Origin of the sequence: Amycolatopsis kentuckyensis, from assembly GCF_041679295.1 — a bacterium.
Lineage (GTDB): Bacteria > Actinomycetota > Actinomycetes > Mycobacteriales > Pseudonocardiaceae > Amycolatopsis > Amycolatopsis kentuckyensis_A.
In genome coordinates this window covers 270,884-296,646 of the sequence record NZ_JBGDMD010000010.1, presented here as the reverse complement: position 1 = coordinate 296,646, position 25,763 = coordinate 270,884, and the positions used below count along the sequence as shown (strand labels likewise).

Below are 25,763 nucleotides of genomic sequence, written 5' to 3'. Positions count from 1 at the left end.
CTCCGGCCCCCGGTTTCCAGCTTACCGGGGACCACCGACAGTTTCGGGAGCCCGCACGCCCGGTTCTCGCCGGCCAACTGTCTTGAATGAGTCATTCAGGTCACCGGGGGTCCTGAATGACTCATTCAAGACCTTCGCGGAGGCAGCGATCGTTATCCTGCCGGGAAGTCTCGGTGAGGCGGCGGCGCAAGTGAGCCCGCTCCGGCTCGGTTCCCGCCAAGGCGAGGGCCTCCCGGTACGCCGTCGCCGCTTCGGTGTGGCGGCCCAGGCGAACCAGCAAGTCCGCGCGGGCCGCCGGGAACGGGCTGTACCCCTGCAACCGCGGCTCGGCCGCCAGTGCGTCCAAAAGGGACAGACCCGCTTCCGGGCCGTCGCGCATCGCCACCGCCACCGCTCGGTTCAGCTCCACCACCGGTGACGGCGCCAGCCGGCGCAACACGTCGTACAGCGCCACGATCTGGGGCCAGTCCGTATCCGGCACGTCCGGTGCCTCGTCGTGCAGGGCCGCGATCGCCGCCTGGACTCCGTACAGCCCCGGTGGCCCGCCGGTCAAAGCGACCTCCACCAACGCCGTCCCCTCCGCGACCATCGGCCGGTCCCAGCGGGTGCGGTCCTGGTCGTCCAGCAGGACCAGGCCGCCGTCCGGGCCCGTGCGGGCCTCGCGGCGCGCGTGGATCAGCAGCATCAGCGCCAGCAAGCCCGCCACCTCGCGCTCGTCCGGCAGCAGCCGGCGCAGGATCCGGGCCAGCCGGATCGCCTCCTCCGCCAGGTCGAGCCGCTGCAGGTCCGGGCCGGAACTCGCCGCGTACCCCTCCGTGAAGATCGAGTACACGACCTGGAGCACGCCCGGCAGCCGGCCCGGCAGCTCGTCGGCCGACGGCACCCGGAACGGGATCCGGGCCGCGCGGATCCGGTTCTTCGCCCGCACGATCCGCTTGCCCATCGTCGCGCTGGGCACCAGGAACGCGCGCGCCACCTCCGGGGTCGTCAAGCCGGCCAGGCAACGCAGGGTCAGCGCCGTCCGGTCCTCGGCGGGCAACGCCGGGTGGGCGCACGTGAAGAACAGCTGGAGCCGCTCGTCCGGCAGCCCGCCGTCGGACGCCGGGGCGGGCGCCGCGCGGTCGGCCTCGACCTGCAGCACCGCGAGCCGGGCCGCGTAGGCCTGGTCGCGGCGCAGCCGGTCGACCGCCTTGCGCCGGGCCGTCGTCATCAGCCAGGCGCCCGGCTTCGGCGGGACGCCCTCGGCGGGCCAGCGCACCAGCGCGGCTTCGATCGCCTCCGACGTCACCTCCTCGGCCAGGTCGAGGTCGCCGAACCGCCGGACGAGCGCGGCCAGCAACAGCCCGCGCTCCTCCCGGAACACGGACTCGACCGACGCCCGCCCGTCCACGGCTCAGTCCCCGTAGGTGGCGAGCGGCCGCACGACGATGTGCCCGCCGTCGCGGGCGCCCGGGCAGCGCGCCGCCCAGTCGAGCGCGACGTCGAAGTCCGGCACGTCGACGACGAAGTAGCCGCCGAGCACCTCGCGGGACTCGGCGAACGGCCCGTCGGTGACGATCCGCTCCCCCCGCTCGTCGACCCGGACCGAGGCGGCCGTGGTGAAGTCGGCGAGCGAGTTGCCGCCGACGTGGACGCCGGCCTCCTTGAGGGACTTGTCGAACAGCATCCAGTCGTCCGGCGTGCTGCAGCCGGTGGGCCGGCCGTCCGCGTCGAGCGAGGCGTTGATCAGCATCAGGTACTTCACGGGATCCTCCAGTGGCTCGGTTGCCGTACGGGGGGACTACGAACGGCGGACCGTCCTTTGGACACCCTCGCCGAAGATCGCCGCGATAGCGAGCTACGCGGTGTACCTCGGCCGGGCCGGCACGCTCGTGATCGTCGGCGGCGAGCGTGCGCGGCGGGCAAGACCGTCCTCACAACCTGACGCCGAGGTCCTTCAGCCGCTTGACCCGGTCGATGTGGGCGGGGTGCCCGGCCATCAGCCGGGACCACAGCCGGCGCTCGTCCCCGCGGTCGCGCAGGTTCCACGCCTTGAGCAGCAGCGCCAGGTCCCGGCCGTACCCCAGCCGCGCCGCCATCCGGTCGGCCCGGTACTCGCCGAGCCGCTTCGACCAGGCGAGCACCGGGCCGAGCAGCGGCGTCAGCAGCAGCCACGGGTCGAGGAACGCGAGCGCGGTGAGCACACCCAGGCCGAGCAGCACGGTGACCAGCACCTCGACCGGCCGGCCGAAGGACCGGAAGGCCCGGCCGACGTGCGGCACGACCCAGGCGATCAGCCGGACCAGGCGGGACAGCACCCGGGCCGGCAGCTCGAGCCAGTGCACCAGCAGGGTGGCCCGCGTGTGCCCGGACAGGTGGTGGCCCAGCTCGTGCGCGAGGATCGCCTCCAGGCCCGGGCGGGGCAGGTCGAGGGCGGCGTGGGTCACCGCGACGGTCCGGCCCCCGGCGGCGAAGGCGTTCAGCTCGCGTGACGGCTCCACCCACAAGCGGTACCGGCCGCCGTCGACGCCGGCCGCGTCGCACACCGCGGCCCAGCACGGGGTGAGCCAGGTCAGCTCGCCCTGGCTGGGCTCGCGCATCTTGAGCAGCACGGACAGCACGAGGTGCTCGTACACGGGCACGAACGTGATCGCGCCGGCCAGTGCCCACCCGGCCGGGAACACCCAGAAGTACGGCGGCCAGACCAGCTTGCCGAGCAGGCCCAGCACCAGCAGGCTGCTGGCGACCACGGGAACGGCGAGCACCACCCCGAGGACCGCGGAAAGATCCGCCCGCGCCCGCTCCCTGTCGCTCACGCTTCCCCTCCCGGCCGACGCCGGATCCACCTTGGCGTGACGACCGGCGAAGCACAACGGCCTGCCCGAACTGTCCGGGACCTGTCAGGAAAACGCGTCCGCGTGCGCCTCGGCCCAGTCGGTGAACGTGCGGGCGGGCCGGCCCGTCACCTCGGCCACCGTGGGGTGCACCGTCGCCTCGTCGAGCGTCCCGCCGACGTAGAAGTCCCAGAACGCTTCGACGTACTCGCGCGGCATGCTCGCTTCCAGCTCGGCGCGCGTCTCCTCGTTCGACAGCCCCACGAACTCCAGGTTCCGGCCGAGCACCCCGGCCAGCACCGCGACCTGGTCGGCGGGGCGCAGCGCCACCGGTCCGGTCAGCTCGTGGATCCGCCCTTCGTGGCCGCCCGCGAGCGCGAGCGCCGCCACCGCGGCGATGTCCGCCGGGTCGACGCACGCGGCCGCCACGTGCGGGAACTGCGCGCGGACGGTGTCGCCGGCGCGCAGCTGCGGCAGCCAGCGCAGCGCGTTCGCCATGAACGCGCGCGGCCGCAGGAACGTCCAGTCCAGGCCTGAATCCCGCACCGCGCGTTCGGCCAGCGTCAGGTACGCCGAAACCGCGTTGTCCGGGTTTTCGAGCGCGGCCGAGCCGCCGGAGAGCAGCACGATCCGGCGGACGCCCGCCTCGCGCGCCCGCGCCAGCATGCCGGGCATGTCGTGGTAGCCGGGCAGCAGGAAGATCCCGTCGACGCCCTTCAGCGCGTCCTCGAGACTCGCGGGATCGTTCAAATCGCCGGCAACGGCCTCGGCGCCGGCCGGGAGCACGACGTCCGGCCGGCGCACCAGCGCCCGGACCGGCTCGCCGGCTTTCGCCAGTGCCGTGACCACTTCCGCGCCGACGTTGCCGGTGGCGCCGGTGACCAGGAACATCGCTCCACCCCCAGAGACGGTTCCCGGCGAGCCTAGCGCCACCGGCGGCCGTCAGTCCTGCGCCGGGAGGTCGTCGAACTCGACGACCTGGCGGATCTCCACCTCGATCTCGAGGTCGAACAGGTCCACGTACCGCTTGGCGAACTCGACCGCCTCCGCGCGGTCGGCGGCGTTGATCAGCGCGAACCCACCGATGACCTCCTTGGCCTCGGCGAACGGCCCGTCGGTGACGCGGACGGCCGCGCCGCGCGGCTTGCGGACCAGCGCGCCCTTGTCGGTCTGGTGCACGCCCTCGGCGGTGATCAGGACGCCCTTCTCGGCCGCCTCCTGGATGAACCCGCCCATCTTCTGCATGAACTCCGGCGTCGGGTTCCACGCCGCCGGGTCGTTCTCGTCGATCCGGTGCATCATGAGGAAACGCATGGCCTTGCTCCCTGGTTCTCGTCGGCCGGGGCCCGGGTCGTCCCGGGCGCGCTGTCCGGCCTTCACCCCCGCGTCGATCGGCCGCGCGCGGCGCTCGACATTTTTCCCCGGAGATTTTTCCGGCAGAGTACTGTGACACCGGTCACTCTGAGGGGAAGGTGCCGGATGGCTGTCGTGCTCGCGATCGGGACGCGCAAGGGACTGTGGCTGGCGACCGCCACGGCCGGCCGGGCGGACTGGGAGGTGACCGGGCCGCACCACCCGATGACCGAGGTCTACGCGGTCGGCATCGACACGCGCCGGTCCACGCCGAGGCTGCTCGCCGGGGTCACCAGCGAGCACTACGGGCCGAGCGTGGCCACCAGCGACGACCTCGGCGCGACCTGGGACGAGCCTGACCACGCCCCGATCGCGTTCCCGCCCGACACCGCCGAATCCCTCGTCCGGGCCTGGCAGCTGGTGCCCGGGCCGCCGAGCGAGCCGGACGTCGTCTACGCCGGCACCGAGCCGTCCGCGCTGTTCCGCTCGGACGACGGCGGCCGCACCTACGAGCTGGTCCGCGGCCTGTGGGACCACCCGCACCGCGAGCACTGGACGCCCGGCGGGGGCGGCAAGGCCATCCACACCGTCCTCCCCGACCCGGTCGAGCCCGGGCGCGTCACCGTGGCGATGTCGACCGGCGGCGTCTACCGCACCGAGGACGGCGGCGCGTCCTGGCACGCGAGCAACACCGGGATCAAGGCGGTGCACGTGCCCGACCCGTACCCCGAGTACGGCCACTGCGTGCACAAGGTCGCGATGCACCCGAGCGCGCCGGAGCGGCTCTTCGCGCAGGTGCACCACGGCGTCTACCGCAGCGACGACGGCGGGGCCAGCTGGCAGTCCATCGCCGACGGCCTGCCCAGCGACTTCGGCTTCCCGATGGTCGTCCACCCGCACCGGCCCGAGGTGATCTACACGTTCCCGCTGACCGCCGACGTCATGCGGTTCCCGCCGGAGGGCCGGTGCCGGGTGTACCGCAGCGAGGACGCCGGGAAGTCGTGGGAGGCCGTGGGTTCCGGCCTGCCGGACGGGTACTGGGCCGGGGTGATGCGCGACGCGATGTGCGCCGACGACGCCGACCCCGCCGGGATCTACTTCGGCTCCCGGACCGGCGACGTCTACGCCAGCCGCGACGACGGCGACAGCTGGCAGCTGGTCGTTTCGCACCTGCCGGACGTGCTGAGCGTCCGCGCCGCGACGGTGTGACCGTGCGGATCACGGTGCTGGTGCCCGGGCCGCTGCGGGCGAAGACAGGCGGCGAGTCCCGGCTGGAGGTCGAGCTCGACGGCGCGGCCACGCTCGGGGCGCTGCTGGACGAGCTCGCGCACCGGTACCCGGCGCTGGAACGGCGGCTGCGCGACGAGCAGGCGGGCCTGCGCCGGTACGTCAACTTCTACGTCGACGGCGAGGAGTGCCGCCGGCTCGACGGGCCGTCGACGGCGTTGCGCGATCGCGGCGAGGTGCAGATCATCCCGTCGGTCGCCGGAGGCTGACTCCTTCCACCTCGGCGAACAGCGCGGCGGCACGCCGGCCGGTGGCGGCCGCCCGCTCGCCCGTGCTGACGAGGGCGAGGGCGAAGACACCGGCGCCGAGGGCGGCGACCAGCCACCACACGCCGGGTCCCGTGCCGAGGGTCCCGGCGAGCGCGACGCCGAGGGTCGTGCCGGTCTGGCGGCCGGCCGAGGCCAGCGACCCGGCCACCCCGGCCATCGAGCCCGGCATCCCGGAGACGGCGGTGTTGGTGATCGGCGGGTTGACCGTGCCGAGGAAGACGCCGAACAGCAGGTAGACGGTCAGGACGAGAGGCAGCGGCGTGGCCGGGCCGAGCCACGCCGACGTCACGCCGCCGAGGGCGAGCGCGATCCCGGCGACGACCAGCGGCAGCCGTGGGCCGCGCGTGCCGACCAGCCGTCCGGTCCGCGGGGACAAGACGACAACGAGCACGCCGACCGGGAGCAGGCAGAGCCCGGCCGTCAACGCCGTCAGGCCGCGGGTGTCCTGCAGGTACTGCGTGGTGACGAAGAGGAAGACGCCGAACCCGCAGAGCGCCAACAGCGCCGTGACGATCGCGCCGCTGAACGCCACGCTGCGGAAGAGGCGCAGTTCGAGCAGCGGGTCGGCGCGGCGCGGCTCGTACCGCAGGAGCGCGGCCACGGCGAGCGCGGCGAGGGCCAGCAGGCCGAGGATCACCGGCGACGTCCAGCCCAGCGCGCGGGCCTCGATGATGGCCGCGACGACGCTGCCGAGCGCGAGGACCACGAGCACCTGCCCGACCGGGTCGAACCGGCGGCCGCGGGCCGCCCGGGATTCGGGGACGAATTTGAGGGTGGCCGCGATGGCGACGACGACGATCGGGACGTTGACCCAGAAGACGGCCCGCCAGCCCAGCGCGTCGACGAGGGCGCCGCCGAGGATCGGCCCGAGGGCGAGCGCCAGGCCGGACATCGACCCGAACACACCGATCGCGCGGGCACGCTCGGCGGGCAGCGGGTAGACGGTGACGACGATGGCGAGCGCGACGGGGTTGAGCATGGTGCCGCCGACGGCCTGGAGCGCGCGGGCGGCGATGAGCCAGCCGATGCCCGGGGCGACGCTGCAGAGCAGGGAGCCGAGGCCGAAGACGGTGAGGCCGGTGAGGAAGACGCGTTTGCGCCCGAACCGGTCGGCGGTCGACCCGGCGAGCACGAGGAACCCGGCGAGCACGAGCGTGTAGGCGTCGACTGTCCACTGTAGACCGGAGACGGACGCGCCGAGGTCCCGCCGGACCGACGGCAGGGCGACGGTGACGATGGAGATGTCCATCACCACGACGACGATGCTGGCGCAGCAGATGGCCAGCACGAGCGCGGGGCGGCGCGAGGACGGAACGTTCATGGGATCGACGCTAGGATTTAGAGCGTGCTCGAAGTCAACTCGATCCCCGAGGCCGGCCTGACGATCGCCGAGGCGGCCCGCCGCACCGGCGTCAGCGCGCACACGTTGCGGTATTACGAGCGAGCGGGCCTGGTGGTCACGCGGGTGGACCGCACGTCGGGTGGCCGTCGGCGGTACCGGAAGCTGGACCTGGACTGGATCAAGATCTGCACCAAGCTCCGGGCGACGGGGATGCCGATCAAGCTGATCCGGCGGTATGCGGAGCTGGTTTGCGCGGGGCGGGGGAACGAGCAGGAGCGGCTGGAGTTGCTGGAGGCGCACCGGGCGGATGTGCTGGACCGGTTGGCGGAGCTGCAGGAGAACTTGAAGCTGATCGACCGGAAGATCGGCGTGTACCGGGGTCGGCTGGAGGCAGGCGACGCGGACGGCTTGTGGGCGCCGGGGGTCGTGAGTGAGAAACAGGGTTAGAACACTGTTTCTCACTCACGAGCGTCAGAAGAGCGTCGCCTGGGTGGGTTCCGGGGCCGGGGGCTGACCGCGTCGGCCGTTCAGCGCGAACTTGTCCTCGATCTCCTTGCTCGGCTCCGGAAACCCGTACTTCGCGATCAACGGCCGGATCCGGGCCCCGATCTCGTGCCGGTACCCCGTCTCCGAACCCGACGAATACAGCCTCACGTACGAATCCACCAACGACGGGTGCGCCTCCCGCAGCCAAGCGAAGAACACGTCCTTGACCGCCGAAGACAAGAACAACGGGTGGTACAGCACATCCGTCGCCCCCGCCGAAGCCACGGCCGACACCAACTCCTCCAGCTGCGCGGTGGAATCCGACAAGTGCGGCAGGATCGGCGACAGGAACACCGTGCACTCCAGCCCCGCCTCCCGGATCGCGCGGACCGTCGCCAGCCGGGCCGAGGTCGTCGCCGTGCCGAACTCCACCGACTGCTGCAGCTCCTCGTCCAGCATCGACAGCGACACGCCCAAATGCACCGTCGTCGCCTGGGACGCGCGCACCAGCAGCGGCAGGTCCCGGCGGATCAACGGCCCCTTCGTCAGGATCGAGAACGGCACCCGGTGCCCGGTCAACGCGCTGATGATGCCCGGCATCAGCTCGTACCGGCCCTCCGCGCGCTGGTACACGTCCGTGTTCGTGCCGAACGCCACCCGCGGTGGCAGCTTCCGCTTGCGCGCCAGCTCGCCCCGCAGCACCTCCACGATGTTCGTCTTGACGATCACCTCGTTGTCGAAGTCGCCGGCGACGTTCAACCCGAGACGCGTGTGCGTCGGCCGCGCGAAGCAATACTGACAAGCGTGCGTGCAACCGCGATAAGGGTTGATCGTGTACTCGTCCGGCAGCATCCGGGCGTCCGCCGGGACGTGGTTCAACGCGCTCTTCGCCAGCACCTCGTGGAACGTCACGCCGCGGAACTCCGGCGTCCGGACGCTGCGCACGAACCCCGTCAGGCGGGCCAGGCCCGGCAGCGTCCCCTCGTCGACCCGGTCCGTGCGCTGGCCGCTCCAGCGCAGCACGTCTTCGTTCACCCGGCCGAGCATGCCCGAGCCGCCTGAGCCCGGGCTAGCCAGATTCGGACATGACCCGTCAGAGCGCCTCACCCCAGAGCCCCGGCCCCTGCCTCGGGTCGGTGATCGAGTGGTAGCCGCCGTGCACGAACACCAGCGCCGGCGCCTGCCGTTCGTGGCCAGTCGCCAGCACCTCGCCGACGACCAGCGTGTGGTCGCCCAGGTCGAACTTCTCGGCCAGCGCGCACTCCAGCCAGCTCGCGCCGTCGAGCACGAGCGCGCCCGTCCGCTCCCCCGGTTTCGCCGGCAAGCCGGCGACAACTCGGGTAGCGCGCGGGCCGGCGAACCGGCGGGCGACGTCGCGCGCGTCCGCCGGCAGGATCGACACCACCCAGCGGCCGGTCGCCAGGAGGTCCCCGAGGAACGCGGATTCGCGCCGGAACGCCAGCGAAACCAGCGGCGGGTCCAGGGAAATCGACCCGAGGGAGTTGACGGTGACGGCGTCGTGCCGCCGGCCGCCGGGGGTGTCGCGGTACGTCGTGGCGACGCACACGCCGGTCGCGAAGGCGCGCATCGCGCCACGGAGATCGGGAGCCATCACAACTCCTGGGGGGACGAGAAGAACCGGCCGGGGTCGTACCGGTGCTTGACCTCGGCGAGCCGGGCGGCGTTCGGCCCGTAGTAGGCGCCGCGCCAGTCCTCGAGGTCCGGATCGGTGAAGTTGACGTAGGAGGCGTCCGGCGCGAACTCGCCCGTCTCGGCGTGCAGCGCGTGCAGCCAGTCCAGGTTCGCCGCGACGACGCCGGGGGCGTCCCGCTCGGTCCACGACGTGTCCAGGCTCAGCAGGAACTTCGTGTCCCGGTGCGGGAACGCGGTGTCCGCGACGGGAACGCGCGAGATTTCCCCGCCCCACGCGAACAACGCGGCCCCGGCGCCGTCGGGGTTGCCGCTGCCCGGCCACTTCTCGACGGCCCGGACGAGCGCTTCCAAGCCCTCGTCGGCGAGCGCGTGCGGCGTGCACCGCGTGCGGACGGCGAACGCGCCGCCTTCGCTGCTGTGGTGCAGGAACCTCGCCGCGTCCCAGAAATCGCGGTCCTCGATGTCGGCGCGATCCGGGGCCGCGGCGGCGAAGGCGGGAGCCAGCAGCTCACGCAGTTCCGAGGCCGGCCCGAGGTGGTGACCGACCACGGAGACGACGCCGTCGTCGCCCGCCGAGCGCGCGATGCCGATCCGCGCGGAGAACTCCGCCGGTGCGGCCGGCATGATCTCCTGCATCGCGGCCAGGACCTCGACCGCGTGCGGCCACGCCCAGAGCACCACGCACGTCGAGCCCGTCGGGGCCGGGCGCGCCTGGAACGTGAAGCTCGTGTTGACGCCGAAGTGACCGCCTCCGCCGCCGCGGCAGGCCCAGAACAGGTCCGGGTTCTCGGTGGCGGACGCCGTGACGACCTCGCCCGAAGCGAGCACGACGTCGGTCGAGACCAGCGCGTCGCACGTCAGGCCGTGCGCGCGGGAGATCGTCGTGACGCCGCCGCCGAGGGTGAGGCCGCCGATGCCGACGGTGTCGGAGTTGCCGAGCGGGAACGTCAGGTCCCACGGCCGCAACCCCGCGTACAGCGCCTTCATCGGCGTCGCGCCGCCGACGGTGACCAGCCCGGTGCCGCGGTCGACGCGGATGCCGGACAGCCGTCGCAGGTCCAGCACCAGGCCGGGGCCCGTCGAGTGGCCCGCGTAGCTGTGCCCGCCGCCGCGGACGGTGAGCGGCACCGACTCCGTCCGGGCCCAGGCGATCGCCTGGGCGACGGCCTCGGCACGGTGGACGGCGAGCACCGCCGCCGGGCGGGTGGCGGCGAACCGCCGGTTCACCGGCGCCACGGCCGCGAAGCCGGGGTCGCCGGGGAACCGGAGTTCGCCCAGGCCGCGCAGGGCGTCCCAGCTGGTCATGACGCGCTCATCTCCAGCGAAACCTCTTCGAGGTAGGAGACGCCGGTGGCCGCGTGCTCGCCGTAGCGCTCCCAGACTTCGCGCAGGACGAGCGTGCCGCCGTGCCACTGGGGGGTGTTGGTGCTGTGCCCGGCGATCACCTCGCCGCCGCGCAGCACCATCGTGTAGGCCAGCCGCAGGACCCCGGCGGGGTCGCAGGTGCCGGTCACCGTGCCGCGCAGGACGTGCCCGCCCTCGAACTCGGCCCACACCAGGTCGCCCTGCTGGCGGTACTCCGCGTACGTGCCGTCGCCGCCGCCGAGGCTCTGGAACCGGCGGCCGTCGTAACTGATGCTCATTCGTCCACGTCCAGGAGTCCGGCCGGCATCGCCAGGGTGGTGCCGGTGGGCGGGGGCTCGATCTCGACGGCCTCGACCTCGACGAGCGAGGCCGCGTGCGCCAGCCGCCGCCGGCACGTCTCGGCGTCCTGCGCCTGGCACACGACGAACGAGTGGCGCGCGATGTAGCCGCCGGGCGGCAGCCGCAGCGTGGTGCCCGGCTCGACCATCGGCGACGCGGTGACCAGGCCTTCCGCTTCCCAGGGGACCTCGACCGAGTGCACGACGCAGTCGTGGTACGGGTAGCCGAAGCGGATGCCCGCGACGCCGGCGCGCGTCGGGGTGACGTCCGGGCGCTGGCCGGTGGCGACGTCGAACAGCACGCTGCCCGGGTCGATGCCGGTGGCCGTCTTGCCGAGGAACGGGATCAGGTCGCCGCCGAGGCGGCCGTTGACCTCGATGATCACCGGGCCGCGGGCGGTCAGCCGGACTTCGGTGTGGGTGATTCCGTTCTCGATGCCGAGCACGCGGTGGGCGTCGGCGAGGACGCGCAGCAGTTCTTCGTCGTGCAGCAGCGGGTCGCCCGCGTCGACGACGTGGCCCGTCTCCTCGAAGAACGGCGGCATCCCGGTGCTCTTGCGGGCGATGAACATCGGCAGGTACTCGCCCTTGTGGACGGCGCCGTCGATGCTGATCTCGGGGCCGTCGGCGAAGCCTTCGATGATCGCGCCGCCGCGGTAGGGCTCGTCGCCGACGAGGCTGGCCTCGTGGGCGACGCGGTAGGCGGCGTCGAACTCCGCCGCGTCCCGGGCGAGGGAGACGCCCATGCTGGCGCCGAGCGCGCGCGGCTTGACGACCACCGGGAAGCCGATGCGGGCGACCGCCGCGCGGGCGTCGTCGAGGTCCACGGCGAGGTGGAAGCCCGGCTGCGGCAGGCCGGCGGCGGTGAGCCGGACGCGGCAGCTGTGCTTGTCGCGGCAGCCGTGCACGCCGGGAATGCTCAGGCCCGGCACGCCGAACTCGGCGGCCAGCTCGGCCGCGGGCATGACCAGCGGCTCGTCCCAGCAGAGGACGCCGGCCACGGAGTAGTTCTTGGCCAGCTCGCGGGCGGTTTCGGCGAGCAGCGCGTGGTCGAAGACGTTGACCACGGTGATGTCGTCGAAGTACTCGTGCTGCCAGGTCGGCTTGAGGTTGTTGATCAGGACGAGCCGCAGCCCGGCTTCGCGGGCCCGCTCGGCGACGGACTTGACGAGGTATTCGCGGTAGAGCTTGAGGCCGCTGCCGATGACGAGCAGCGCGCCCGGGTTGGTGGTCATCGAAGATCCCTTCGGGTCGAAGATGCGAGAGCGGCGACGACCGCGTCCGCGGCGAGCGGGGCGGTGCGGAAGCCGTCGGGGCCGCTGGCGGGCCGGGCCCACGCGGCGGGACCGACGCGGACGAAACCGGTGTCGCCCCCTTCGGCGGTGGCGTAGTGGCAGTGCTTGACGCGGACGACGTCGTAACCGTCCACATCGGACACGACGCCGGCGGCGAGGACGCGCGCCGCCCAGCCCGCGTCGTCGTCGGGGCCGGCCAGGGTGGTCACCTCGCGCCGGACGGCGTCGGTGCTCACCTTGAGCAGGGTCCCGGCGACCGAAGGCAGCAGCCAGGCCCGGCCGTCGGTGCCGAGGCCGCCCGCGGTGGGCGTCGCCGCCCAGGCGTGGGCGAGCGCGGCGGGCGGGCGCAGGTACACCATGGTCTGGCGGTGCAGCGCGACCGGCGCGTCGACCAGGGCCCCGGTCCACGGCCCGGTGGCGACGAGCACGACGTCACCGGCCACGGAGGTGCCGTCGGCCAGGTGGACTTCCGCCCGGTCGGCGTCGATGCCGACCGCTTCCCGGCCGGGCCGCAGCTCGGCGTCCGGGTGGTGGCGCAGCCAGCGCGCCGCCGCATGCAGGACGCGGTCGGCGAGCAGCGTCCCGGCGTGCGGTTCGAACACCGCGCCGCTGCCCCGCGGGAACCCGAGGAGCGGGTAGGCCGAGGGGTGCACGATCCGGATGGGCACCCCGGCGGCGCTCGCGGTACCGACGGCGGCGGGGACCTGCCCGGGCGGCAGCGCCTGGAGGACGCCGACGCGCCGGTAGAGGCCGGCCCCGGGCAGGTGGTCGCAGAGCAGGGCGTCGAGTTCCCGCCACCGCCGGTGCAGCTCGGCGGCCTTCCGCGTGGCGACGCGATCCCCGACGACCAGGGCCCGCAGTGCGCGGTGCTGGTCGAAGGAGGTGGCGCCGGGGTGCGGGACGGGCCCGCGTTCGAGCAGGACGACGCGGTGCCCGGCGAGGACGCTGCGGATGGCGGTGAGCAGCCCGGTGATCCCGGCCCCGACGACCACGACGCGGAGGGCGCCACGACGGGTGCGAGGGGGCCGGCCGGCACGAGAGGCAGCGCCCAGGCCGGGCGCGGCCGCGGCGGCACCCAGCAGGACATCGGCGGCGGGCGACGCTTGCCCGGTGCCGGCGGCGAGACCGGCGGCGGGCGTGGCGAGGCCGGCATGAGCCTCGCCCGGGCTGGGCGCGGCCGTGCCCAGCAGGACATCGCCGGCGGGCGACGCTTGCCCGGTGCCGGCGGCGAGACCGGCGGCGGGTGCGGCGAGGCTCGCGCGGGCCCCGCCCGGGCCGGCCGCGGAGTCACCCGCGCCCAGCCGGACGTCGCCGCCCGCAGTCTGTGCGGTGAGGCTCGCGCGGGCGCGGCCGAGGTCGCCCCGGCCGGCGCTCGCGGCGAGGTCCGTGCGGGGCACGGTGCCGGCGGTCATCGGCCGGCCTCCGCTTCCCTCAGCCGCGGCAGGGCGGCCGGCGTGAACGACTCCGCGTCCACCCCCGCGTCCTCCCCCAGCACCCGCTCCGCCAGATCCACGAGGATCGGCGCGGCACCGCGCACCAACCGGTCGACCTCGAAGCAGAAGTCACCCGCGTCCGCCCCGGTCACCGGGCGGGCGGCCAACCGAGCCAGCTGCTCGGTGATCGTCTCCGCCGCGCGGTTCAAGCTGAACCCGTCCAGCTCGTACGACTCGGCGAACCGCGAAGCCATCCGCGAAGCAGCCCGTCGCGACCGCGACGACACCGGCAACGGACCCAGCCCGACGAACCGGTTCACCTTGTCCGCCACCCGGTTCCACGGCTCGACGAGCCGCGCGGACGTCACCCGCGCCAGCGCGTCGCGGCTGAAGCTCGTCCGCTGGTGCTCGGGACTCGTCGCCGCCAGGTGGAAGCGGATCAGGTCCCGCGGCACCTCGGCCGCCAGCTCGCGGCTCCACACCACGTGCCCGCGGCTGGTCGAGAACTTGCGGTGGTCCAGCTCGTAGAACTCGTTGGTCAGGTACCGCGCCGGCAGGTCGTAGCGGCCGTCCAGCGCCAGCAGCATCGCCGGCCCGGCGATCGCGAACGGGTAGATGTTGTCGAACCCGAGGAAGTACACGACCTCCGAACCCGCGCCGGCCAGCCACAGCTCGTCTTCCGAAGACGAGCCCGCCGACAACGCCGTGGCGTGCATGCTCCACGCCATCGGCTCGGCGTTGGGGTTGACCCGCTGCCCGGCGACCTCCGGGAACGGCACCTCGATCCCCCACGACGTCGGGTACGTCACCGGGAAGTCCGGCAACGGCCGCGCCAGCATCGCGGCCATCGCCTGCGCCATGTGCGGCCGCATGCCCGACGCGTGCGCCGCGAAGTGCGCCTGCAACCCGGCCCGGTACCGCTCGACCGGCAGCACGAGCACGTCGGCCTCGCGCAGCTCCACCGGATCCGTCGGGTCCAAAGTGGACCGGACGTCCAGCAGGTCGCCCGCGGCCACCAGCTGCCCGCAGCTCTCGCAGAGCCCCGCGCAGCAGTCGGCCAGGCACTCCGGGCAGCTGCCGGACGCGAAACCGTCCACGAGGAACTGTCCCGACTTCGGCGAGTACGGGAACTTCATCGTGCGCAGTTCCAGCTTCCCCGCCGAGTGCAGCCGGGCGACGAAGTCGACGACCCACTTGGTGAACCGGTCGTCGTCGCCGGTGTAGCCGTCGACGCTGATGCCCATCGCGGCCAGGCTGGCGGCGATCTGCGCCGCCGACGTGGCCACCAGCTCCTCCGGGGTGACGCCCCGGCGGGAAGCGGTCGTCACCACGAACGTCGACGTGTCCTGGAACCCCGTGCCCAGCAACACTTCCCGGCCCACCGACCGGGCGTAGCGGGCGTGGACGTCGGCGGCCAGGAACGGGCCGGCGATGTGCCCGAGGTGCAGGTCGCCGTTCGCCGTCGGGGCGGGCGAGATGACGACCGTCCGGGCGCTCATGACACGCCTGCTTCGTGGCGGGCCGTGAACTGCGCGGACATCTCGGTGTCCCACCAGACGCCGTAGTACTCGAAGTCCTTGTCGCCTTCGTTGGTGACGCAATGGGTCGAGCCGGGCGGCAGCCGGACGATGTCGCCGGCGGCGAACGGGTGCCGGACGCCGTCGACGACCAGCGTGGCGACGCCGGACAGCGCGATGAAGATCTCGTACTCGTGGTGGGAGTGCGCGGTGGACGTGGTGTGCGGGCGCAGGACGCACCAGGCGCCTTCGAACGGCGCGTTGAGCTCCGGCCACGGCAGCAGCCGCTGGGAGTCGAGCCCGTACGCGCGTTCCAGGTTGGTGCGGTCGAGGGGGCGGACGTCGATCATACCGCCACCACCACGGACTCGCCGGAACGGCGACGGTCCTCGCCGGGACCGGTGCCGCGCCGTTCGACGATGTCGCCGGCGATCTCGGCCGACCGCTGGGCCAGCACGCTGATCAAGGAGTCGGAGATGCCGTGCGTCGCCTCGTTGACGCCCTGCAGGTACAGCGCGCCGTGGGCGCCGGCGCCGAGGTCGGCGCGGTACTGCCGGTTCACCGAGATCCCGTCCAGGCCGATCGCGTCGGCCAGGCCGCGGACCATCGCCGGCATCCGCGGGTCGAAGCCGGTGCCGAGGAACACCGCGTCGCAGCGGATCCGCTCGACCGTGTCGTGCTTGAGGTCGCGGACGTCGAGCACGATCTCGTCGCCGTCGGCCCGGGCGCGGACGACGTCGGCGGAGCCGCGGACCGTCGAAACCGGCTTCCCGAGCATCTTCTGCTTGTAGATCATGGTGTACAGCTCTTCGAGGAACGGCGCGGCCAGGCCGCCATAGTTGGTCAGGTGCATCTCCGCGAGCACCCTCTCCCGCGCCACCTCGGACATCGTGAAGAACTCGTCCACAAAGGACGGGAAGAACAGCTCGTTGACGAACTTGCTGGTCTGGTAGTCCTTCAGGGCGATCGCGCGCAGCAGCAGCGTCGGGGAGGAACCCGGCGCCTCCTGGTGCAGGGCCATGAACATCTCGGCCGCGCTCTGGGCGCCCCCGACGACGACCGGCCGCAGCGGCTTGCCCGGGCGGGCCAGCCCGACCGTCGAAGCGACCCGGGTGCTGAACTCGGTGCTGTGCACGACCCGCTCGGCCGGCAGCCCCCGGAACACCTCGGGCACGTGGGCGTCGCGGCCGCCGCCGACGACCAGGTCGCGGCAGAGGATCGTGTCGCCGTCCGACAGCGGAACGGTGAACCCGAGCACCTGGCCCGACTCCGAGTGGATCGGCAGGACCCGCTCGGCGCGGGCGTTGTAGCGCACCTGCACCCGCTCCAGCGAGTCGGCGACCCACTGCAGGTACGCCGAGATCTGCCAGCGGAACGGGTTGAACGTGCCGAGGTTGACGAACTCGTCGAGCTCGCCGCGCTCGTGCATGAAGTTGAGGAAGGAGAAGCGGCTGCGCGGGTTGCGCAGGGTCACCAGGTCCTTCACATAGGACACCTGGCTGCGCGCCCACGGCAGCATCAGGTTCCGCTGCCACTTCACGTCTTCGTGCTGTTCGAGGATCATCGCGCCGCCGGCCACGCCGGACCGGCCGCACTCCTCGAGGGCGACGGCCAGCGCGAGGTTCGCCGGGCCGGCCCCGATCATCAGGACATCCACTTCGTGGACAGTCATCTCTGTTTCCTCCGGATCGACCCGCGGCGCGCCGGGTCGCGGCGCGCCGCGGGGAGCTACTTGCTGACGGTGACGCTGAAGAGGTCGAGCTCGCGGAACTGGGTGGGCTGGACGTTGTGCAGCCGCGACGCCCAGGCGGCGGTGCCGGACTGCCACCAGATCGGGATGGTCGGCATGTCCTGCAGGACGAGCTTTTCGGCCTGCTGGTAGAGCGCCTGGCCCTGCTGCTGCGAAGGAGCGGCGTCGGCCTGCTGGAGCAGGGCGTCGACCTTCGCGTTCGAGTACTGGCCGACGTTGGACGCGGCACCGGTGCGGAACAGCGGGTTGAGGAAGTTCTCGATCGACGGGTAGTCCGCGACCCACGCCGAGCGGTAGATGCCCGTGACGGTCCGGTTGTTGAGCTGCTTGCGGAAGTCGCCGAGCGTCGTCTGCGGGGTGAACTTGCAGGTGTGGCCCAGCGAGGCCTGGATCTGGCGGCAGATGACCTCCATCCACTCCTGGTTGCCGGAGTCGATGTTCGACGTCAGCTCGATGTCACCCTGGAAGCCGGATGCGTCGAACAGCTGCTTGGCCTTCTGCGGCTGGTAGGTGCACAGCTCGCCGCACTGGTTGTCCAGGTGGCCCTGGACGTTCGGGGCGACCAGGCCGTCGGCCGGCGTGCGGCCACCGTTGAACACCTGCTGGATCAGGGCCTTCCGGTCGATGGCCATGGAGATCGCCTGGCGGAACTGCGGGCTGTCGTAGCGCTTGTCGAACAGCGGGAACGCGATCGCCTGGTAGCCGAGGTAGGTGTAGGTCTTGCGCCGGTCGTCGGGCAGGTCCTTCTTGATCTTGCCGCCCTGGGTGGACGTCCACGGCGTGAACGACAGGAAGTCGAGCTTGTTCGCGAGGACGTCGGCGTACGCCTTGTCCAGGTCGGTGTAGAAGCGGAAGTCGATGCCGCCGATGTTCGGCTTCTGCGCGCCGGCGAAGCCGTCGAACCGCTTGACGACGAGGTCCTTGCCCGGCGTGTACGAGTCGAACTCGAACGGCCCGTTGCCGACGGGGTGCGCCTCGAACGCCTTGCGGTCGGCGAAGAAGCTCGCGGGCAGCGGGAAGAAGGCGGCGTAGCCGAGCTGGACGCCGAACTCCGAGAAGGGCGCGTCGAGGGTGACCGTGAACGTCTTGTCGTCGACAACCTTCAAGCCTGACAGCTCCTTGGCGGCCGGCAGGGTGGCCGGCTGCTTGCCGTCCGCGGTCGCGTTGTTGACCTGCGCGAAGCCGACGACGTGCGAGAAGTAGCTGGCACCCGCCATCAGGTTCGGGGAATACGCGGTGTAGTTCCACGCGTCCACGAAGCTCTTGGCCGTAACGGGCGTACCGTCGTGGAACGTCCAGCCGTCCTTGAGCTTGATCGTCCACACCTTGGAGTCGGTCGTGGTGACCGAGTCCGCGACGGCGTTGTGCGGGGCGGCCGTCTTGGCGTCGTACTCGATCAGGCCGCGGAAGAGCGTGCCCAGCACGCTGATCCCGCCGACCTCGGTCGTGTTGCCCGGCACCAGCGGGTTGGCCGGTTCGGTCTCGCTGTAGCTGATGACCGCGTCGCGGTCGATGTTCGCCGCGGCGGGCGCGGCGGCGCCGTCCGGCGACGGAGCGGCGGTGGGGCCGCTCGGGGTGCTGCACGCGCTGAGCGTCACGGCCAGCACGGCGGCCGCGCACACGGCGGCCCGGAGCTTTCGCATGGGTGTCTTCCTTCTCTGGGTGGGGTGGGGTCAGCGCCGGCTGGAGGTGATGCCGAGGGCCAGCGGGAACGCGGGCCGGCCGCCCAGGAGGTGGGCGCCGGCGGTCTGCAGGATCCGGTCCTGCGCCACGATGTGCTGGCACATCGTGGTGGTGTCGCGCAGCCAGCGGTCCAGCGGCGAAGGCCGGTAGATCGCGGACGTCTGCACGAGGTCGTAGAGGCGCGTGACGATCGCCCTGGCCGTGCGGAACGCGTGCCGCCGCGACAGCGGGAGCGCGGCCCGCTCGCGCGGGGTCAGGTCGTCGAGGGTGCCGCCCGCGGTGAGGACTTCGTGCTGGCGCCGCAACGCGCCGTAGACGCCCTCGCGAGCCGCGGCGAAGTCGCCTTCGCACTCGGCGATCGTGGTTTGCGTGCGGTAGTCGTCCTCGCGGCCGTTCGCGACGGCGGTGTCCGTGGCGTGGTCGAGCGCGGCGCGGGTGACGCCGAGCGCGACGCCCGGCATGTTCCGCATGTGGACCTCGGGCTGGGCCAGCGGGCCCGAACCGCCGCGGACCTCGGCGAAGGTGAGCGTGTGCTCGGCGGGCACGAACACGTCGGTGATCGCGTAGTCGCAGCTGCCGCTGCCCGCGAGGCCGGTCGTGTGCCAGGTGTCGAGCACCTCGACGTCGGATTTCGGCACCATGAGCAGGATCGAGTCGTGCTCGGGCTCGCCGTCGCGGTACAGGAACGCCCCGGAGACGACCCAGTCGGCGTGCGTGACGCCGCTGCCGAACTGCCAGCGGCCGGTCAAGCGGTAGCCGCCGGGGACGATTTCCGCGCGGCCGTTGGGGAAGAGCAGTCCGGCGGTCGCCATGTCCAGGCTGGGGAACATCTCCTGGGCGACGGCGTGGTCCAGGAAGGACGCGTAGAGCCCGGTGTCCGACCCGATCATCGCGCACCACCCGGCGCCGGCGTCGCCGTACGCCAAGGCTTCGATCACCTCGGTCTGCTCGATCGAGGTCAGCTCGGGACCGCCGTGAGCGCGGGAGAACCCCATCCGGAACACCCCGGTGCCGCGCAGCAGGTCCACGACGTCCGCGGGCAGCCGGCGGGCCCGCTCGATCTCTTCGGCGCGGTCCCGCAGCACCGGCGCGAGGGCCTGCGCCCGGGCCAGGATCTCCGCGGCGGTCTCGGGCGGCCGGACGGGCAGCGGCTCGACTACGGTCATCACATCACTTCCCTCGAGGTCTTCTTCTCGGCTGTGGAAGTGATTGAAGCCAGCGGTTTAATTGATGGAAACGGTTGTCCACCAAAGAAAATCAACGGGGTGCAAAACAGAAGTAGACGCCGGCCGCGACGGATTTCCGTCGCGGCCGGCGTCTACGAAGAAGGTCAGGCGGTCACAGCGCTGTTGACGGTCCCGAAGTCGAGGCCGCCCTCCAGCGCGGTGTACGTCCCGTGCTCCAGCAGCTCGGCCGCCGCGCGCTGGGCGACGGCGTAGGCGGACTGGGCGATCGCGGTGCCGACGCTGATCCGGCGGACGCCGGCCGCTTCCAGCTCCGCGACGGTCGGGGCGCCCGGCCACACCATCACGTTCACCGGCAGCGGGCTCTCCTTGACCAGCACGGTGAGCGTCTCCAGATCGATGAGCCCCGGCACGAACAGGCTGTCCGCGCCGGCCGCGGCGTAGGCGCCCGCCCGGGTCAGGACGTCGTCCAGGCGGCCTTCCGGTTCGCCGATGCCGAAGAGGTAGACGTCGGTGCGGATGTTGATCCACAGCTCGGGCAGGCCGGTCGCGGTCGCCGCGTCGCGGGCCGCGCGGACCCGGCCGACCTGGGCCGGGACGTCGAACAGCGGGCCGCCCGGGGCGGTCGAGTCCTCCAGGTTGACCCCGACCGCGCCGGCCTCGACGATCGCGCGGACGGTCGCCGCGACGTCGTCGGCGGACGGGCCGTAGCCGCCCTCGATGTCGGCGGTCACCGGCACGTCGACGACACGCACGATCCGCGCGACCAGCTCGGCCATCTCCTCCCGGGTGAGGCCGTGGCCGTCGGGCCGTCCCGCGGACCAGGCGACCCCGCCGCTGGTCGTGGCGATCGCCGGGGCCCCGGCCTGGGCGATGAGGGCCGCGCTGGCGGCGTCCCAGGCGTTCGGCAGCACCAGCGTGCGGTCGGTGTGCAGGGCGCGCAGCCGTTCGGCGAGGTGCTTGGCAGGCATCGGTTCTCCTTGTGGGGTGTTTCAGGCAGCCGGGGTGCCGGCGGCGATCAGGTGGGTGGCGGCGAACGCGCGCCAGGGGTGCCAGGCGGCGGCCATGCGGCCGGCGACGGCGAAGACGTCGTGCTCGAGCAGCTTCGTCTCGACCGTGCGCTCGGCGGCCGGGAAGGCGTCGGCGTGCCCCAGCCGCAGCGCGATCTCCTGGGCGGTGCTCTGCTCGATGCCGGGCAACGCCGTCAGCGCGGACGTGCAGTCGGCCAGGCTCGCGCCGGGGTCGAGCAGGGTTTCGTCCGCGGCCACGGCGGAGGCCAACGCGCGCAGCGTCCGCTCGGTCGCCGCGGGCAGCCGGGCCGCGTCCAGGTCCGCCTGGGCGAGGGTTTCGGCCGACGGGAACAGGTGGGTCAGGCCGTGCTCGAGACCGGGCACCGGCTGCCCGGCCGCTTCGACCAGCGCGGCCAGCTGCCGCCGCACCCGCGTCCGCACGCTGTACTGGCTGAGCACGGCTTCGACCGCGATCTCGAAGAAGCCCCAGGCACCCGGCACGCGCAGCCCGGGCCGTTTGCGCAGGAGCGGCCCGAGTACCGGGTCGTCGGCGAGAGCGGCCTCGGCGGGTGCGGTGTCGGCGTCGACGCCGAACATCCGCCCGACGCGGTCGACGACGTGGATGAGGCCTTCCCAGAACGGCATGTGCGCGGTCAGCAGCAGGTGGTCGTCGCCGCCGCGCGCGACCTCGATGACCCCGGCTTCGCCGTCGAGGCTGATCGTGCGCCGGTAGACGCCGTCGCGTACCGACTCGACGCCGGGGACCGCGCGCTCGGCGAGGAACTCGCTGAGCGCTTCCCAGTGCAGCGGCGGCGCGAACGGCAGCCGCATCCGCAGGCCGCCGTCCGCGGCGATCCGGTCGGCCTTGCGGCGCCGGCTGCGCAGCTCGACCGGGGACGCGCGGAAGACCAGCTTCATGTCCCGGTTGAACTGGCGCAGGCTGCCGAACCCGGCGGCGAACGCCACGTCCGCGACGGTCAGGTCGGAGTCGTCGAGCAGCCGGCGCGCGAAGTGCGCACGCCGCGAGCGGGCGAGCTGGTCCGGCGTCACGCCGAGGTGGTCGTGGAAGAGCCGGCGCAGGTGCCGCGGCGACACCGCGAGCCGCCGGCCGAGCGCGGCTTCGGTGTCGCTGTCCAGCGCGCCGGCGATGATGAGCTGCACTGCGCGGCAGACGAGCTCGGGTGCGTCCGCGCCGACCGGGCCGGCGACGCGGTAGGGACGGCAGCGCAGGCACGCCCGGAACCCGGCCGCCTCGGCTTCGGCGGCCAGCTCGAACGTCCGCACGTTCTCCGCGAGCGGCTTCGCCCCGCACCCGGGCCGGCAGTAGATGCCGGTGGTGACCACGGCCGAAAAAGTCGTCATGCCCCAGGTGTAGGGGATCGGGCCTCGCCCGCGCTAGCCAGATCCGGACATCAGCGGGGGAGGTCCGCACCCCGGGAGAAGACGTGTCCGGATGTGGCCGGACGTTCCCGTCCGCGCTCGGCAGAGTGATCGGCGAAGCAACCACCGCACTACCGAGAGGTTTTCCCATGCTGGCGAAGGTGTTCCCCATCCCCCTCAAGCCGGGCAAGCAGGCCGAGGCCGAAGCGCTCGTCCACGAGTTCGCGCCGCTCGGGCCCGGCCAGGAGGACGGCACCCTGTCCTTCCGCGTGTACCGCGACCCCGCCAAGCCGGACTTCCTGCTGTTCGTCGAGCACTTCGCCGACCAGGCCGCCTACGACGCGCACACCGGCTCCGCGGTCTACAAGGAACTGATCGCCGGGAAGTTCGCCGACCTGATCACCGAGTTCGTGGAAATCGACCACGAACTCATCGTCGGGCTCTGATTTCCACCGTCACCGGCCGGATGCAGCAATGGCTGCGTCCGGCCGGGCGCGGGTAATGCGGATTCCGCGACAACGGCGTCACGCTCCGGCATTCCGCGTAGCCCACGTCACCCCGGAATTGATTTTCCGGAGGAAACAACTCTGCCGGTCAACCGGCCAGGCCGCTGCAATGAGGAAGCCGGCACCCCGGATCGCGGGTGCGGCACCCCCCATCGCAAGCCACCTGGAGGCTCGGCCGTGACCACCACCGAAAAACCCGCCGGCGTGCTGGCCGTCCTGCGCCGGACGCCCACGCCCGTCCGCTACCTGCTCGGTGGCGTGCTCGTCAACCAGCTCGGCGCGTTCGTCCAGACGTTCATGGTGCTGTACCTGGTCTTCCGCGGCTTCTCCGCGGGACAGGCCGGCGTCGCCATCGCCGCCTACAGCGTCGGTTCGGTCCTCGGCGGGCTGCTCGGCGGCGAACTGGTCCACCGCATCGGCCCGCGCGCGACGATCGCCGCCGCGATGGCGGGTTCGGCCGCGATCCTTTCCGTCATCCCGTTGTTCGGCCGTCCCGGCTTCCACGTCCCGCTCATGGCCGCGCTGCTGCTCGCGGGCCTCGCGACGCAGAGCTACCGGCCCGCCGCCGCCGTCCTGCTCAGCGAGCTGATGCCGGGCGACGACCGCGTGATGGGCTTTTCGATGATGCGGATCGCGCTCAACCTCGGCGCGGCGCTCAGCCCGCTCATCGCGGCCGGGCTCATCCTCCTCGACTGGAACCTCCTGCTGTGGTTCGACGCGGCCACCGCGCTGCTCTACGCGGTCGTCGCGCTGCGGCTGCTGCCCGACCACCGCGTCGAGCGCGAACCCGCGTCGCCGAAGGAGGGCGGAACGCGCACGGCGTACGGGATCCTGCTGCGGGACGGGCGGTTCTGGTTCTTCCTGGCCTCGGTGCTGATCGGGTCGGTCATCTACGTCCAGTACACCGTCGCGCTGCCGCTGAAGATCACCGCCGAGGGGCACTCCGCCGGGCTCTACAGCGTCGTGCTCGTGACCGCGTCGGCCGTGCTGATCCTGTGCGAGCTGAAGATCACCTCCTACGTCACGCGCTGGCCGGGCCACGTCGCCGCCACCGCGGGGACGGTCCTGATGGGCCTCGGCGTCGCCGGGTTCGGGCTCAGCGGCGGGTCGGCGGTCGCGCTCGTCGTCTGCACGGTCGTGTTCGTCTTCGGGATCATGGTCAACGGGCCGACGATGTTCGCCTACCCCTCGACGTTCCCGGCCGCCGTCAAGGCGCGCTACATCAGCGCCCACCAGGCGACTTTCGGCCTCGGCATGGCGCTCGGCCCGCTGTTCGGCGTCGCCGCGTGGGTCGCGCTGGGCAACGGCGTCTGGTGGCTGTGCGGCGCGCTCGGCCTGGTCGCGGCGCTGTGCGCGCTGCTCGGCATGACGGCGGCCCGCCCCGCGTCCGCCTGAGACCGGCTCCCGACGGCCGTCCGCTGCGCGCGGGCGGCCGTCGAGTGTTGCCACAATTCACCGGAACGACGTAAAAAAGCACCGGAAATGATCGACCAAGTGTCATGGAAATACCCGAACGGGCTAGCAAGGCCGCCAAAGAGCGGAAGAGACACCCGCGGCTACGAGCGACTCTGAGTGAACAAGGGGAAGGGATTCACATGGGCAGACCAGAAAAACCCGTCAACACGTCCGGTGGCATCGCCACCCAGTTCGCCCGGGAATTGCGCGAACTGCGCGCGCGGGCCGGGAACCCGACCTACCGGGAAATGGCCCGGTCGGCGATGTTCTCGTCGTCGGTGCTCTCCAGCGCGGCGAGCGGCAACCGGATGCCGTCGCTGCAGGTGACACTGGCGTTCGTGGCCGCGTGCGGCGGCGACGACGAGGCGTGGCGCCGGCACTGGCACGCCGCGACGAGCGGCTATACGCAGCCCCCGTTCGGGGGCCGCAAGAGAAGACCGACGTTGTTCCAGCGCCGCGGCACCCCGCCGCACCCGGCGCAGCTACCACCGAGACCCAGGGGGTTCGTCGGGCGGGCGGCCGAGCTGGCCTGGCTGCGTTCCCCGCGCGACACCCCGATGGTGATCAGCGGACCCGCCGGCGTCGGCAAGAGCGACCTGGCCCTGCACCACGCGCACGCGATCGCGGCGGAGGAGAACGACGGGCAGCTCTACGCCGACCTCGGCGGCCTGCGCCACGGCGGCGGCGCTCCCCCGGTGCCGGCGACCGCCGACGTCCTCGACGGGTTCCTGCGCGCGCTCGGCGTCGACGACGACCAGCTGGCCGGCACGGTCGACCACCGCGCCGGGCTGTACCGGACGCTGCTGGCCGAACGCCGGCTCGTGGTCGTGCTGGACAACGTCCAGGACGAGCAGCAGGTGCGCCCGCTGCTGGCCGAGACGACCACGAGCACGACCCTGCTGGTGAGCCGCAAACGCCTGCTGGGCCTGCGGGACGTCCAGCGGCTGCAGCTGACGCCGTTGCCGCGCGGCGATTCGATCGCGATGATCACCGCGGCGCTGCCGCACGTCGCCGTCTCCGCCGGACCCGACTGCGACCGCCTCGCCGAGCTGTGCGGCGACCTGCCGCTCGCGCTCGACCTGGCGCTGCGCAAGATCGCCTCGCGGCCGCGGCTGACGCTGCGGCGGGTCGTCGAAGAATGGCGCCTGAACGGCAACACCGCGGACTGGCTCAGCGTCGGGGACCTGTCCCTGCGAGATTCCCTGGAGTCCGCGTACCGCACGCTCAGCCCGCCGGCGCGGGAACTGCTGGAGCAGCTGGCGCGGACTTCGCCGGGCGCACCGGATCCGTGGCCGCCGGCGCTGGACGAGCTGGCCGAGGAGATCGCCGACGCCGGGTTGCTCACGCACGCGGACCCGTACCTCGACGGGCGTGATGTGCCGCCGCCGGTGCGGGATTTCGTGCTGGGCGCCGTCGAACGCGGTGGACACGACTTCTCCGCCCTCGCCGGGCCCGTGTCCGCCTAGCCCCGGGACGGCCCGGCAACGGCGCCGCCGTCCTTGTCTTCTCCCGAAGCCAACGGGATTGATTGTCCTTTGCGGACAACGCTCCCAGCCAAGTCCGCGATGGCCTGTAATCAGCACAGCACGGGTTTCCCGCTGACGCAGGCAGGTCGGACGCACCGGTCGTTCCGGCGGAACCCGT

General features: G+C 72.5%; 25 protein-coding genes. 6 read left to right on the top strand and 19 right to left on the bottom strand.

The genetic code is table 11. From position 1 onward, the window contains the following. Nucleotides 1–121: 121 nt before the first annotated feature. The 5 genes from ACERZO_RS37765 to ACERZO_RS37745 form a co-directional block, all read right to left on the bottom strand. Nucleotides 122–1,390 carry an RNA polymerase sigma factor gene (locus ACERZO_RS37765; protein ID WP_372670707.1) on the bottom strand — a complete coding sequence of 423 codons (1,269 nt, stop codon included), beginning with the start codon at nt 1,388–1,390 and terminating at the stop codon, nt 122–124. Between the two features lie 3 nt (nt 1,391–1,393). After that, the gene (locus ACERZO_RS37760) at nt 1,394–1,744 is read right to left on the bottom strand and encodes a YciI family protein (protein ID WP_372670706.1); all 351 of its coding nucleotides are present in this window, start codon (nt 1,742–1,744) and stop codon (nt 1,394–1,396) included. A gap of 169 nt (nt 1,745–1,913) precedes the next feature. Then, nucleotides 1,914–2,795, bottom strand: coding sequence for a M48 family metalloprotease (locus ACERZO_RS37755; RefSeq protein WP_372670704.1), 882 nt, complete (start codon nt 2,793–2,795; stop codon nt 1,914–1,916). An 84-nt stretch (nt 2,796–2,879) separates the two neighbouring features. Beyond that, a complete protein-coding gene (locus ACERZO_RS37750) occupies nt 2,880–3,704 on the bottom strand; it encodes an NAD(P)H-binding protein (protein ID WP_372670702.1) in 825 nt (274 codons plus the stop codon). A gap of 51 nt (nt 3,705–3,755) precedes the next feature. Next, on the bottom strand, nt 3,756–4,127 hold the full coding sequence (locus ACERZO_RS37745) for a YciI family protein (RefSeq protein ID WP_372670700.1): 372 nt from the start codon (nt 4,125–4,127) through the stop codon (nt 3,756–3,758). Nucleotides 4,128–4,292: 165 nt separating this feature from the next. Between ACERZO_RS37745 and ACERZO_RS37740 the strand changes: the two genes are divergently transcribed. Together ACERZO_RS37740 and ACERZO_RS37735 are read left to right on the top strand one after the other, a co-directional pair. After that, complete coding sequence (locus ACERZO_RS37740) at nt 4,293–5,375, top strand: WD40/YVTN/BNR-like repeat-containing protein (protein WP_372670699.1); 1,083 nt, start codon at nt 4,293–4,295, stop codon at nt 5,373–5,375. Nucleotides 5,376–5,377: 2 nt separating this feature from the next. Continuing rightward, nucleotides 5,378–5,662, top strand: coding sequence for a MoaD/ThiS family protein (locus ACERZO_RS37735; protein ID WP_372670697.1), 285 nt, complete (start codon nt 5,378–5,380; stop codon nt 5,660–5,662). Here ACERZO_RS37735 and ACERZO_RS37730 read toward each other — a convergent pair. Further along, the gene (locus tag ACERZO_RS37730) at nt 5,637–7,043 is read right to left on the bottom strand and encodes an MFS transporter (protein WP_372670695.1); all 1,407 of its coding nucleotides are present in this window, start codon (nt 7,041–7,043) and stop codon (nt 5,637–5,639) included. The two genes, ACERZO_RS37735 and ACERZO_RS37730, sit on opposite strands and share 26 nt — an antisense overlap. Before the next feature lie 24 nt (nt 7,044–7,067). Between ACERZO_RS37730 and ACERZO_RS37725 the strand changes: the two genes are divergently transcribed. Next, entirely contained in the window at nt 7,068–7,511 is a 444-nt protein-coding gene (locus ACERZO_RS37725) for a MerR family transcriptional regulator (RefSeq protein ID WP_372670693.1), read from the top strand. A 24-nt stretch (nt 7,512–7,535) separates the two neighbouring features. Here ACERZO_RS37725 and ACERZO_RS37720 read toward each other — a convergent pair whose 3' ends face one another. From ACERZO_RS37720 to ACERZO_RS37660, 13 genes are all read right to left on the bottom strand, one after another. Next, nucleotides 7,536–8,585, bottom strand: a complete 1,050-nt coding sequence (locus ACERZO_RS37720; RefSeq protein WP_372670692.1) for a radical SAM protein — start codon at nt 8,583–8,585, stop codon at nt 7,536–7,538. Between the two features lie 58 nt (nt 8,586–8,643). Continuing rightward, nucleotides 8,644–9,162 carry a flavin reductase family protein gene (locus ACERZO_RS37715; protein WP_372670690.1) on the bottom strand — a complete coding sequence of 173 codons (519 nt, stop codon included), beginning with the start codon at nt 9,160–9,162 and terminating at the stop codon, nt 8,644–8,646. Beyond that, nucleotides 9,162–10,508 carry an FAD-binding oxidoreductase gene (locus tag ACERZO_RS37710; protein ID WP_372670688.1) on the bottom strand — a complete coding sequence of 449 codons (1,347 nt, stop codon included), beginning with the start codon at nt 10,506–10,508 and terminating at the stop codon, nt 9,162–9,164. Before ACERZO_RS37710 ends, ACERZO_RS37715 begins: the two co-directional genes overlap by 1 nt. Further along, a complete protein-coding gene (locus ACERZO_RS37705) occupies nt 10,505–10,846 on the bottom strand; it encodes a hypothetical protein (RefSeq protein ID WP_372670686.1) in 342 nt (113 codons plus the stop codon). The genes ACERZO_RS37710 and ACERZO_RS37705 overlap by 4 nt, the downstream gene beginning before the upstream one ends. Then, complete coding sequence (locus ACERZO_RS37700) at nt 10,843–12,141, bottom strand: ATP-grasp domain-containing protein (protein WP_372670685.1); 1,299 nt, start codon at nt 12,139–12,141, stop codon at nt 10,843–10,845. The genes ACERZO_RS37705 and ACERZO_RS37700 overlap by 4 nt, the downstream gene beginning before the upstream one ends. Beyond that, nucleotides 12,138–13,613: an NAD(P)/FAD-dependent oxidoreductase gene (locus ACERZO_RS37695; RefSeq protein WP_372670683.1), complete on the bottom strand. Its 1,476-nt coding sequence runs from the start codon at nt 13,611–13,613 to the stop codon at nt 12,138–12,140. Before ACERZO_RS37695 ends, ACERZO_RS37700 begins: the two co-directional genes overlap by 4 nt. After that, complete coding sequence (locus ACERZO_RS37690; RefSeq protein WP_372670682.1) at nt 13,610–15,133, bottom strand: class I tRNA ligase family protein; 1,524 nt, start codon at nt 15,131–15,133, stop codon at nt 13,610–13,612. Before ACERZO_RS37690 ends, ACERZO_RS37695 begins: the two co-directional genes overlap by 4 nt. Further along, nucleotides 15,130–15,501, bottom strand: a complete 372-nt coding sequence (locus ACERZO_RS37685) for a cupin domain-containing protein (RefSeq protein ID WP_372670680.1) — start codon at nt 15,499–15,501, stop codon at nt 15,130–15,132. The genes ACERZO_RS37690 and ACERZO_RS37685 overlap by 4 nt, the downstream gene beginning before the upstream one ends. Then, complete coding sequence (locus tag ACERZO_RS37680) at nt 15,498–16,823, bottom strand: SidA/IucD/PvdA family monooxygenase (protein WP_372670679.1); 1,326 nt, start codon at nt 16,821–16,823, stop codon at nt 15,498–15,500. The genes ACERZO_RS37685 and ACERZO_RS37680 overlap by 4 nt, the downstream gene beginning before the upstream one ends. 56 nt (nt 16,824–16,879) lie before the next feature. Continuing rightward, nucleotides 16,880–18,544, bottom strand: a complete 1,665-nt coding sequence (locus ACERZO_RS37675) for a peptide ABC transporter substrate-binding protein (protein ID WP_372670678.1) — start codon at nt 18,542–18,544, stop codon at nt 16,880–16,882. Between the two features lie 30 nt (nt 18,545–18,574). Then, complete coding sequence (locus tag ACERZO_RS37670) at nt 18,575–19,750, bottom strand: acyl-CoA dehydrogenase family protein (RefSeq protein WP_372670677.1); 1,176 nt, start codon at nt 19,748–19,750, stop codon at nt 18,575–18,577. A gap of 164 nt (nt 19,751–19,914) precedes the next feature. Next, a complete protein-coding gene (locus ACERZO_RS37665) occupies nt 19,915–20,739 on the bottom strand; it encodes an isocitrate lyase/PEP mutase family protein (RefSeq protein WP_372670675.1) in 825 nt (274 codons plus the stop codon). A gap of 21 nt (nt 20,740–20,760) precedes the next feature. Further along, nucleotides 20,761–22,140: an AlkA N-terminal domain-containing protein gene (locus ACERZO_RS37660; protein ID WP_372670673.1), complete on the bottom strand. Its 1,380-nt coding sequence runs from the start codon at nt 22,138–22,140 to the stop codon at nt 20,761–20,763. Between the two features lie 167 nt (nt 22,141–22,307). Here ACERZO_RS37660 and ACERZO_RS37655 point away from each other — a divergent pair, with 167 nt between their 5' ends. From ACERZO_RS37655 to ACERZO_RS37645, 3 genes are all read left to right on the top strand, one after another. Next, nucleotides 22,308–22,604 (top strand): putative quinol monooxygenase, encoded by a 297-nt coding sequence (locus tag ACERZO_RS37655; protein WP_372670671.1) that lies wholly within the window; start codon nt 22,308–22,310, stop codon nt 22,602–22,604. Nucleotides 22,605–22,841: 237 nt separating this feature from the next. Continuing rightward, nucleotides 22,842–24,059 carry an MFS transporter gene (locus ACERZO_RS37650; RefSeq protein ID WP_372670669.1) on the top strand — a complete coding sequence of 406 codons (1,218 nt, stop codon included), beginning with the start codon at nt 22,842–22,844 and terminating at the stop codon, nt 24,057–24,059. A 200-nt stretch (nt 24,060–24,259) separates the two neighbouring features. Further along, nucleotides 24,260–25,585, top strand: coding sequence for a helix-turn-helix domain-containing protein (locus tag ACERZO_RS37645; RefSeq protein ID WP_372670668.1), 1,326 nt, complete (start codon nt 24,260–24,262; stop codon nt 25,583–25,585). Nucleotides 25,586–25,763 lie beyond the last annotated feature (178 nt).

Excerpts from the sequence above, each read along its gene's own strand:
- ACERZO_RS37745 (WP_372670700.1), bottom strand. The coding sequence starts at position 4,127 with ATGCGTTTCCTCATGATGCACCGGATCGACGAGAACGACCCGGCGGCG.
- ACERZO_RS37670 (WP_372670677.1), bottom strand. The coding sequence starts at position 19,750 with ATGACCGTAGTCGAGCCGCTGCCCGTCCGGCCGCCCGAGACCGCCGCG.
- ACERZO_RS37715 (WP_372670690.1), bottom strand. The coding sequence starts at position 9,162 with ATGGCTCCCGATCTCCGTGGCGCGATGCGCGCCTTCGCGACCGGCGTG.
- ACERZO_RS37655 (WP_372670671.1), top strand. The coding sequence starts at position 22,308 with ATGCTGGCGAAGGTGTTCCCCATCCCCCTCAAGCCGGGCAAGCAGGCC.
- ACERZO_RS37740 (WP_372670699.1), top strand. The coding sequence starts at position 4,293 with ATGGCTGTCGTGCTCGCGATCGGGACGCGCAAGGGACTGTGGCTGGCG.
- ACERZO_RS37750 (WP_372670702.1), bottom strand. The coding sequence starts at position 3,704 with ATGTTCCTGGTCACCGGCGCCACCGGCAACGTCGGCGCGGAAGTGGTC.
- ACERZO_RS37675 (WP_372670678.1), bottom strand. The coding sequence starts at position 18,544 with ATGCGAAAGCTCCGGGCCGCCGTGTGCGCGGCCGCCGTGCTGGCCGTG.
- ACERZO_RS37660 (WP_372670673.1), bottom strand. The coding sequence starts at position 22,140 with ATGACGACTTTTTCGGCCGTGGTCACCACCGGCATCTACTGCCGGCCC.
- ACERZO_RS37710 (WP_372670688.1), bottom strand. The coding sequence starts at position 10,508 with ATGACCAGCTGGGACGCCCTGCGCGGCCTGGGCGAACTCCGGTTCCCC.
- ACERZO_RS37685 (WP_372670680.1), bottom strand. The coding sequence starts at position 15,501 with ATGATCGACGTCCGCCCCCTCGACCGCACCAACCTGGAACGCGCGTAC.
- ACERZO_RS37680 (WP_372670679.1), bottom strand. The coding sequence starts at position 16,823 with ATGACTGTCCACGAAGTGGATGTCCTGATGATCGGGGCCGGCCCGGCG.
- ACERZO_RS37730 (WP_372670695.1), bottom strand. The coding sequence starts at position 7,043 with ATGAACGTTCCGTCCTCGCGCCGCCCCGCGCTCGTGCTGGCCATCTGC.
- ACERZO_RS37700 (WP_372670685.1), bottom strand. The coding sequence starts at position 12,141 with ATGACCACCAACCCGGGCGCGCTGCTCGTCATCGGCAGCGGCCTCAAG.
- ACERZO_RS37705 (WP_372670686.1), bottom strand. The coding sequence starts at position 10,846 with ATGAGCATCAGTTACGACGGCCGCCGGTTCCAGAGCCTCGGCGGCGGC.
- ACERZO_RS37690 (WP_372670682.1), bottom strand. The coding sequence starts at position 15,133 with ATGAGCGCCCGGACGGTCGTCATCTCGCCCGCCCCGACGGCGAACGGC.
- ACERZO_RS37645 (WP_372670668.1), top strand. The coding sequence starts at position 24,260 with ATGGGCAGACCAGAAAAACCCGTCAACACGTCCGGTGGCATCGCCACC.
- ACERZO_RS37665 (WP_372670675.1), bottom strand. The coding sequence starts at position 20,739 with ATGCCTGCCAAGCACCTCGCCGAACGGCTGCGCGCCCTGCACACCGAC.
- ACERZO_RS37695 (WP_372670683.1), bottom strand. The coding sequence starts at position 13,613 with ATGACCGCCGGCACCGTGCCCCGCACGGACCTCGCCGCGAGCGCCGGC.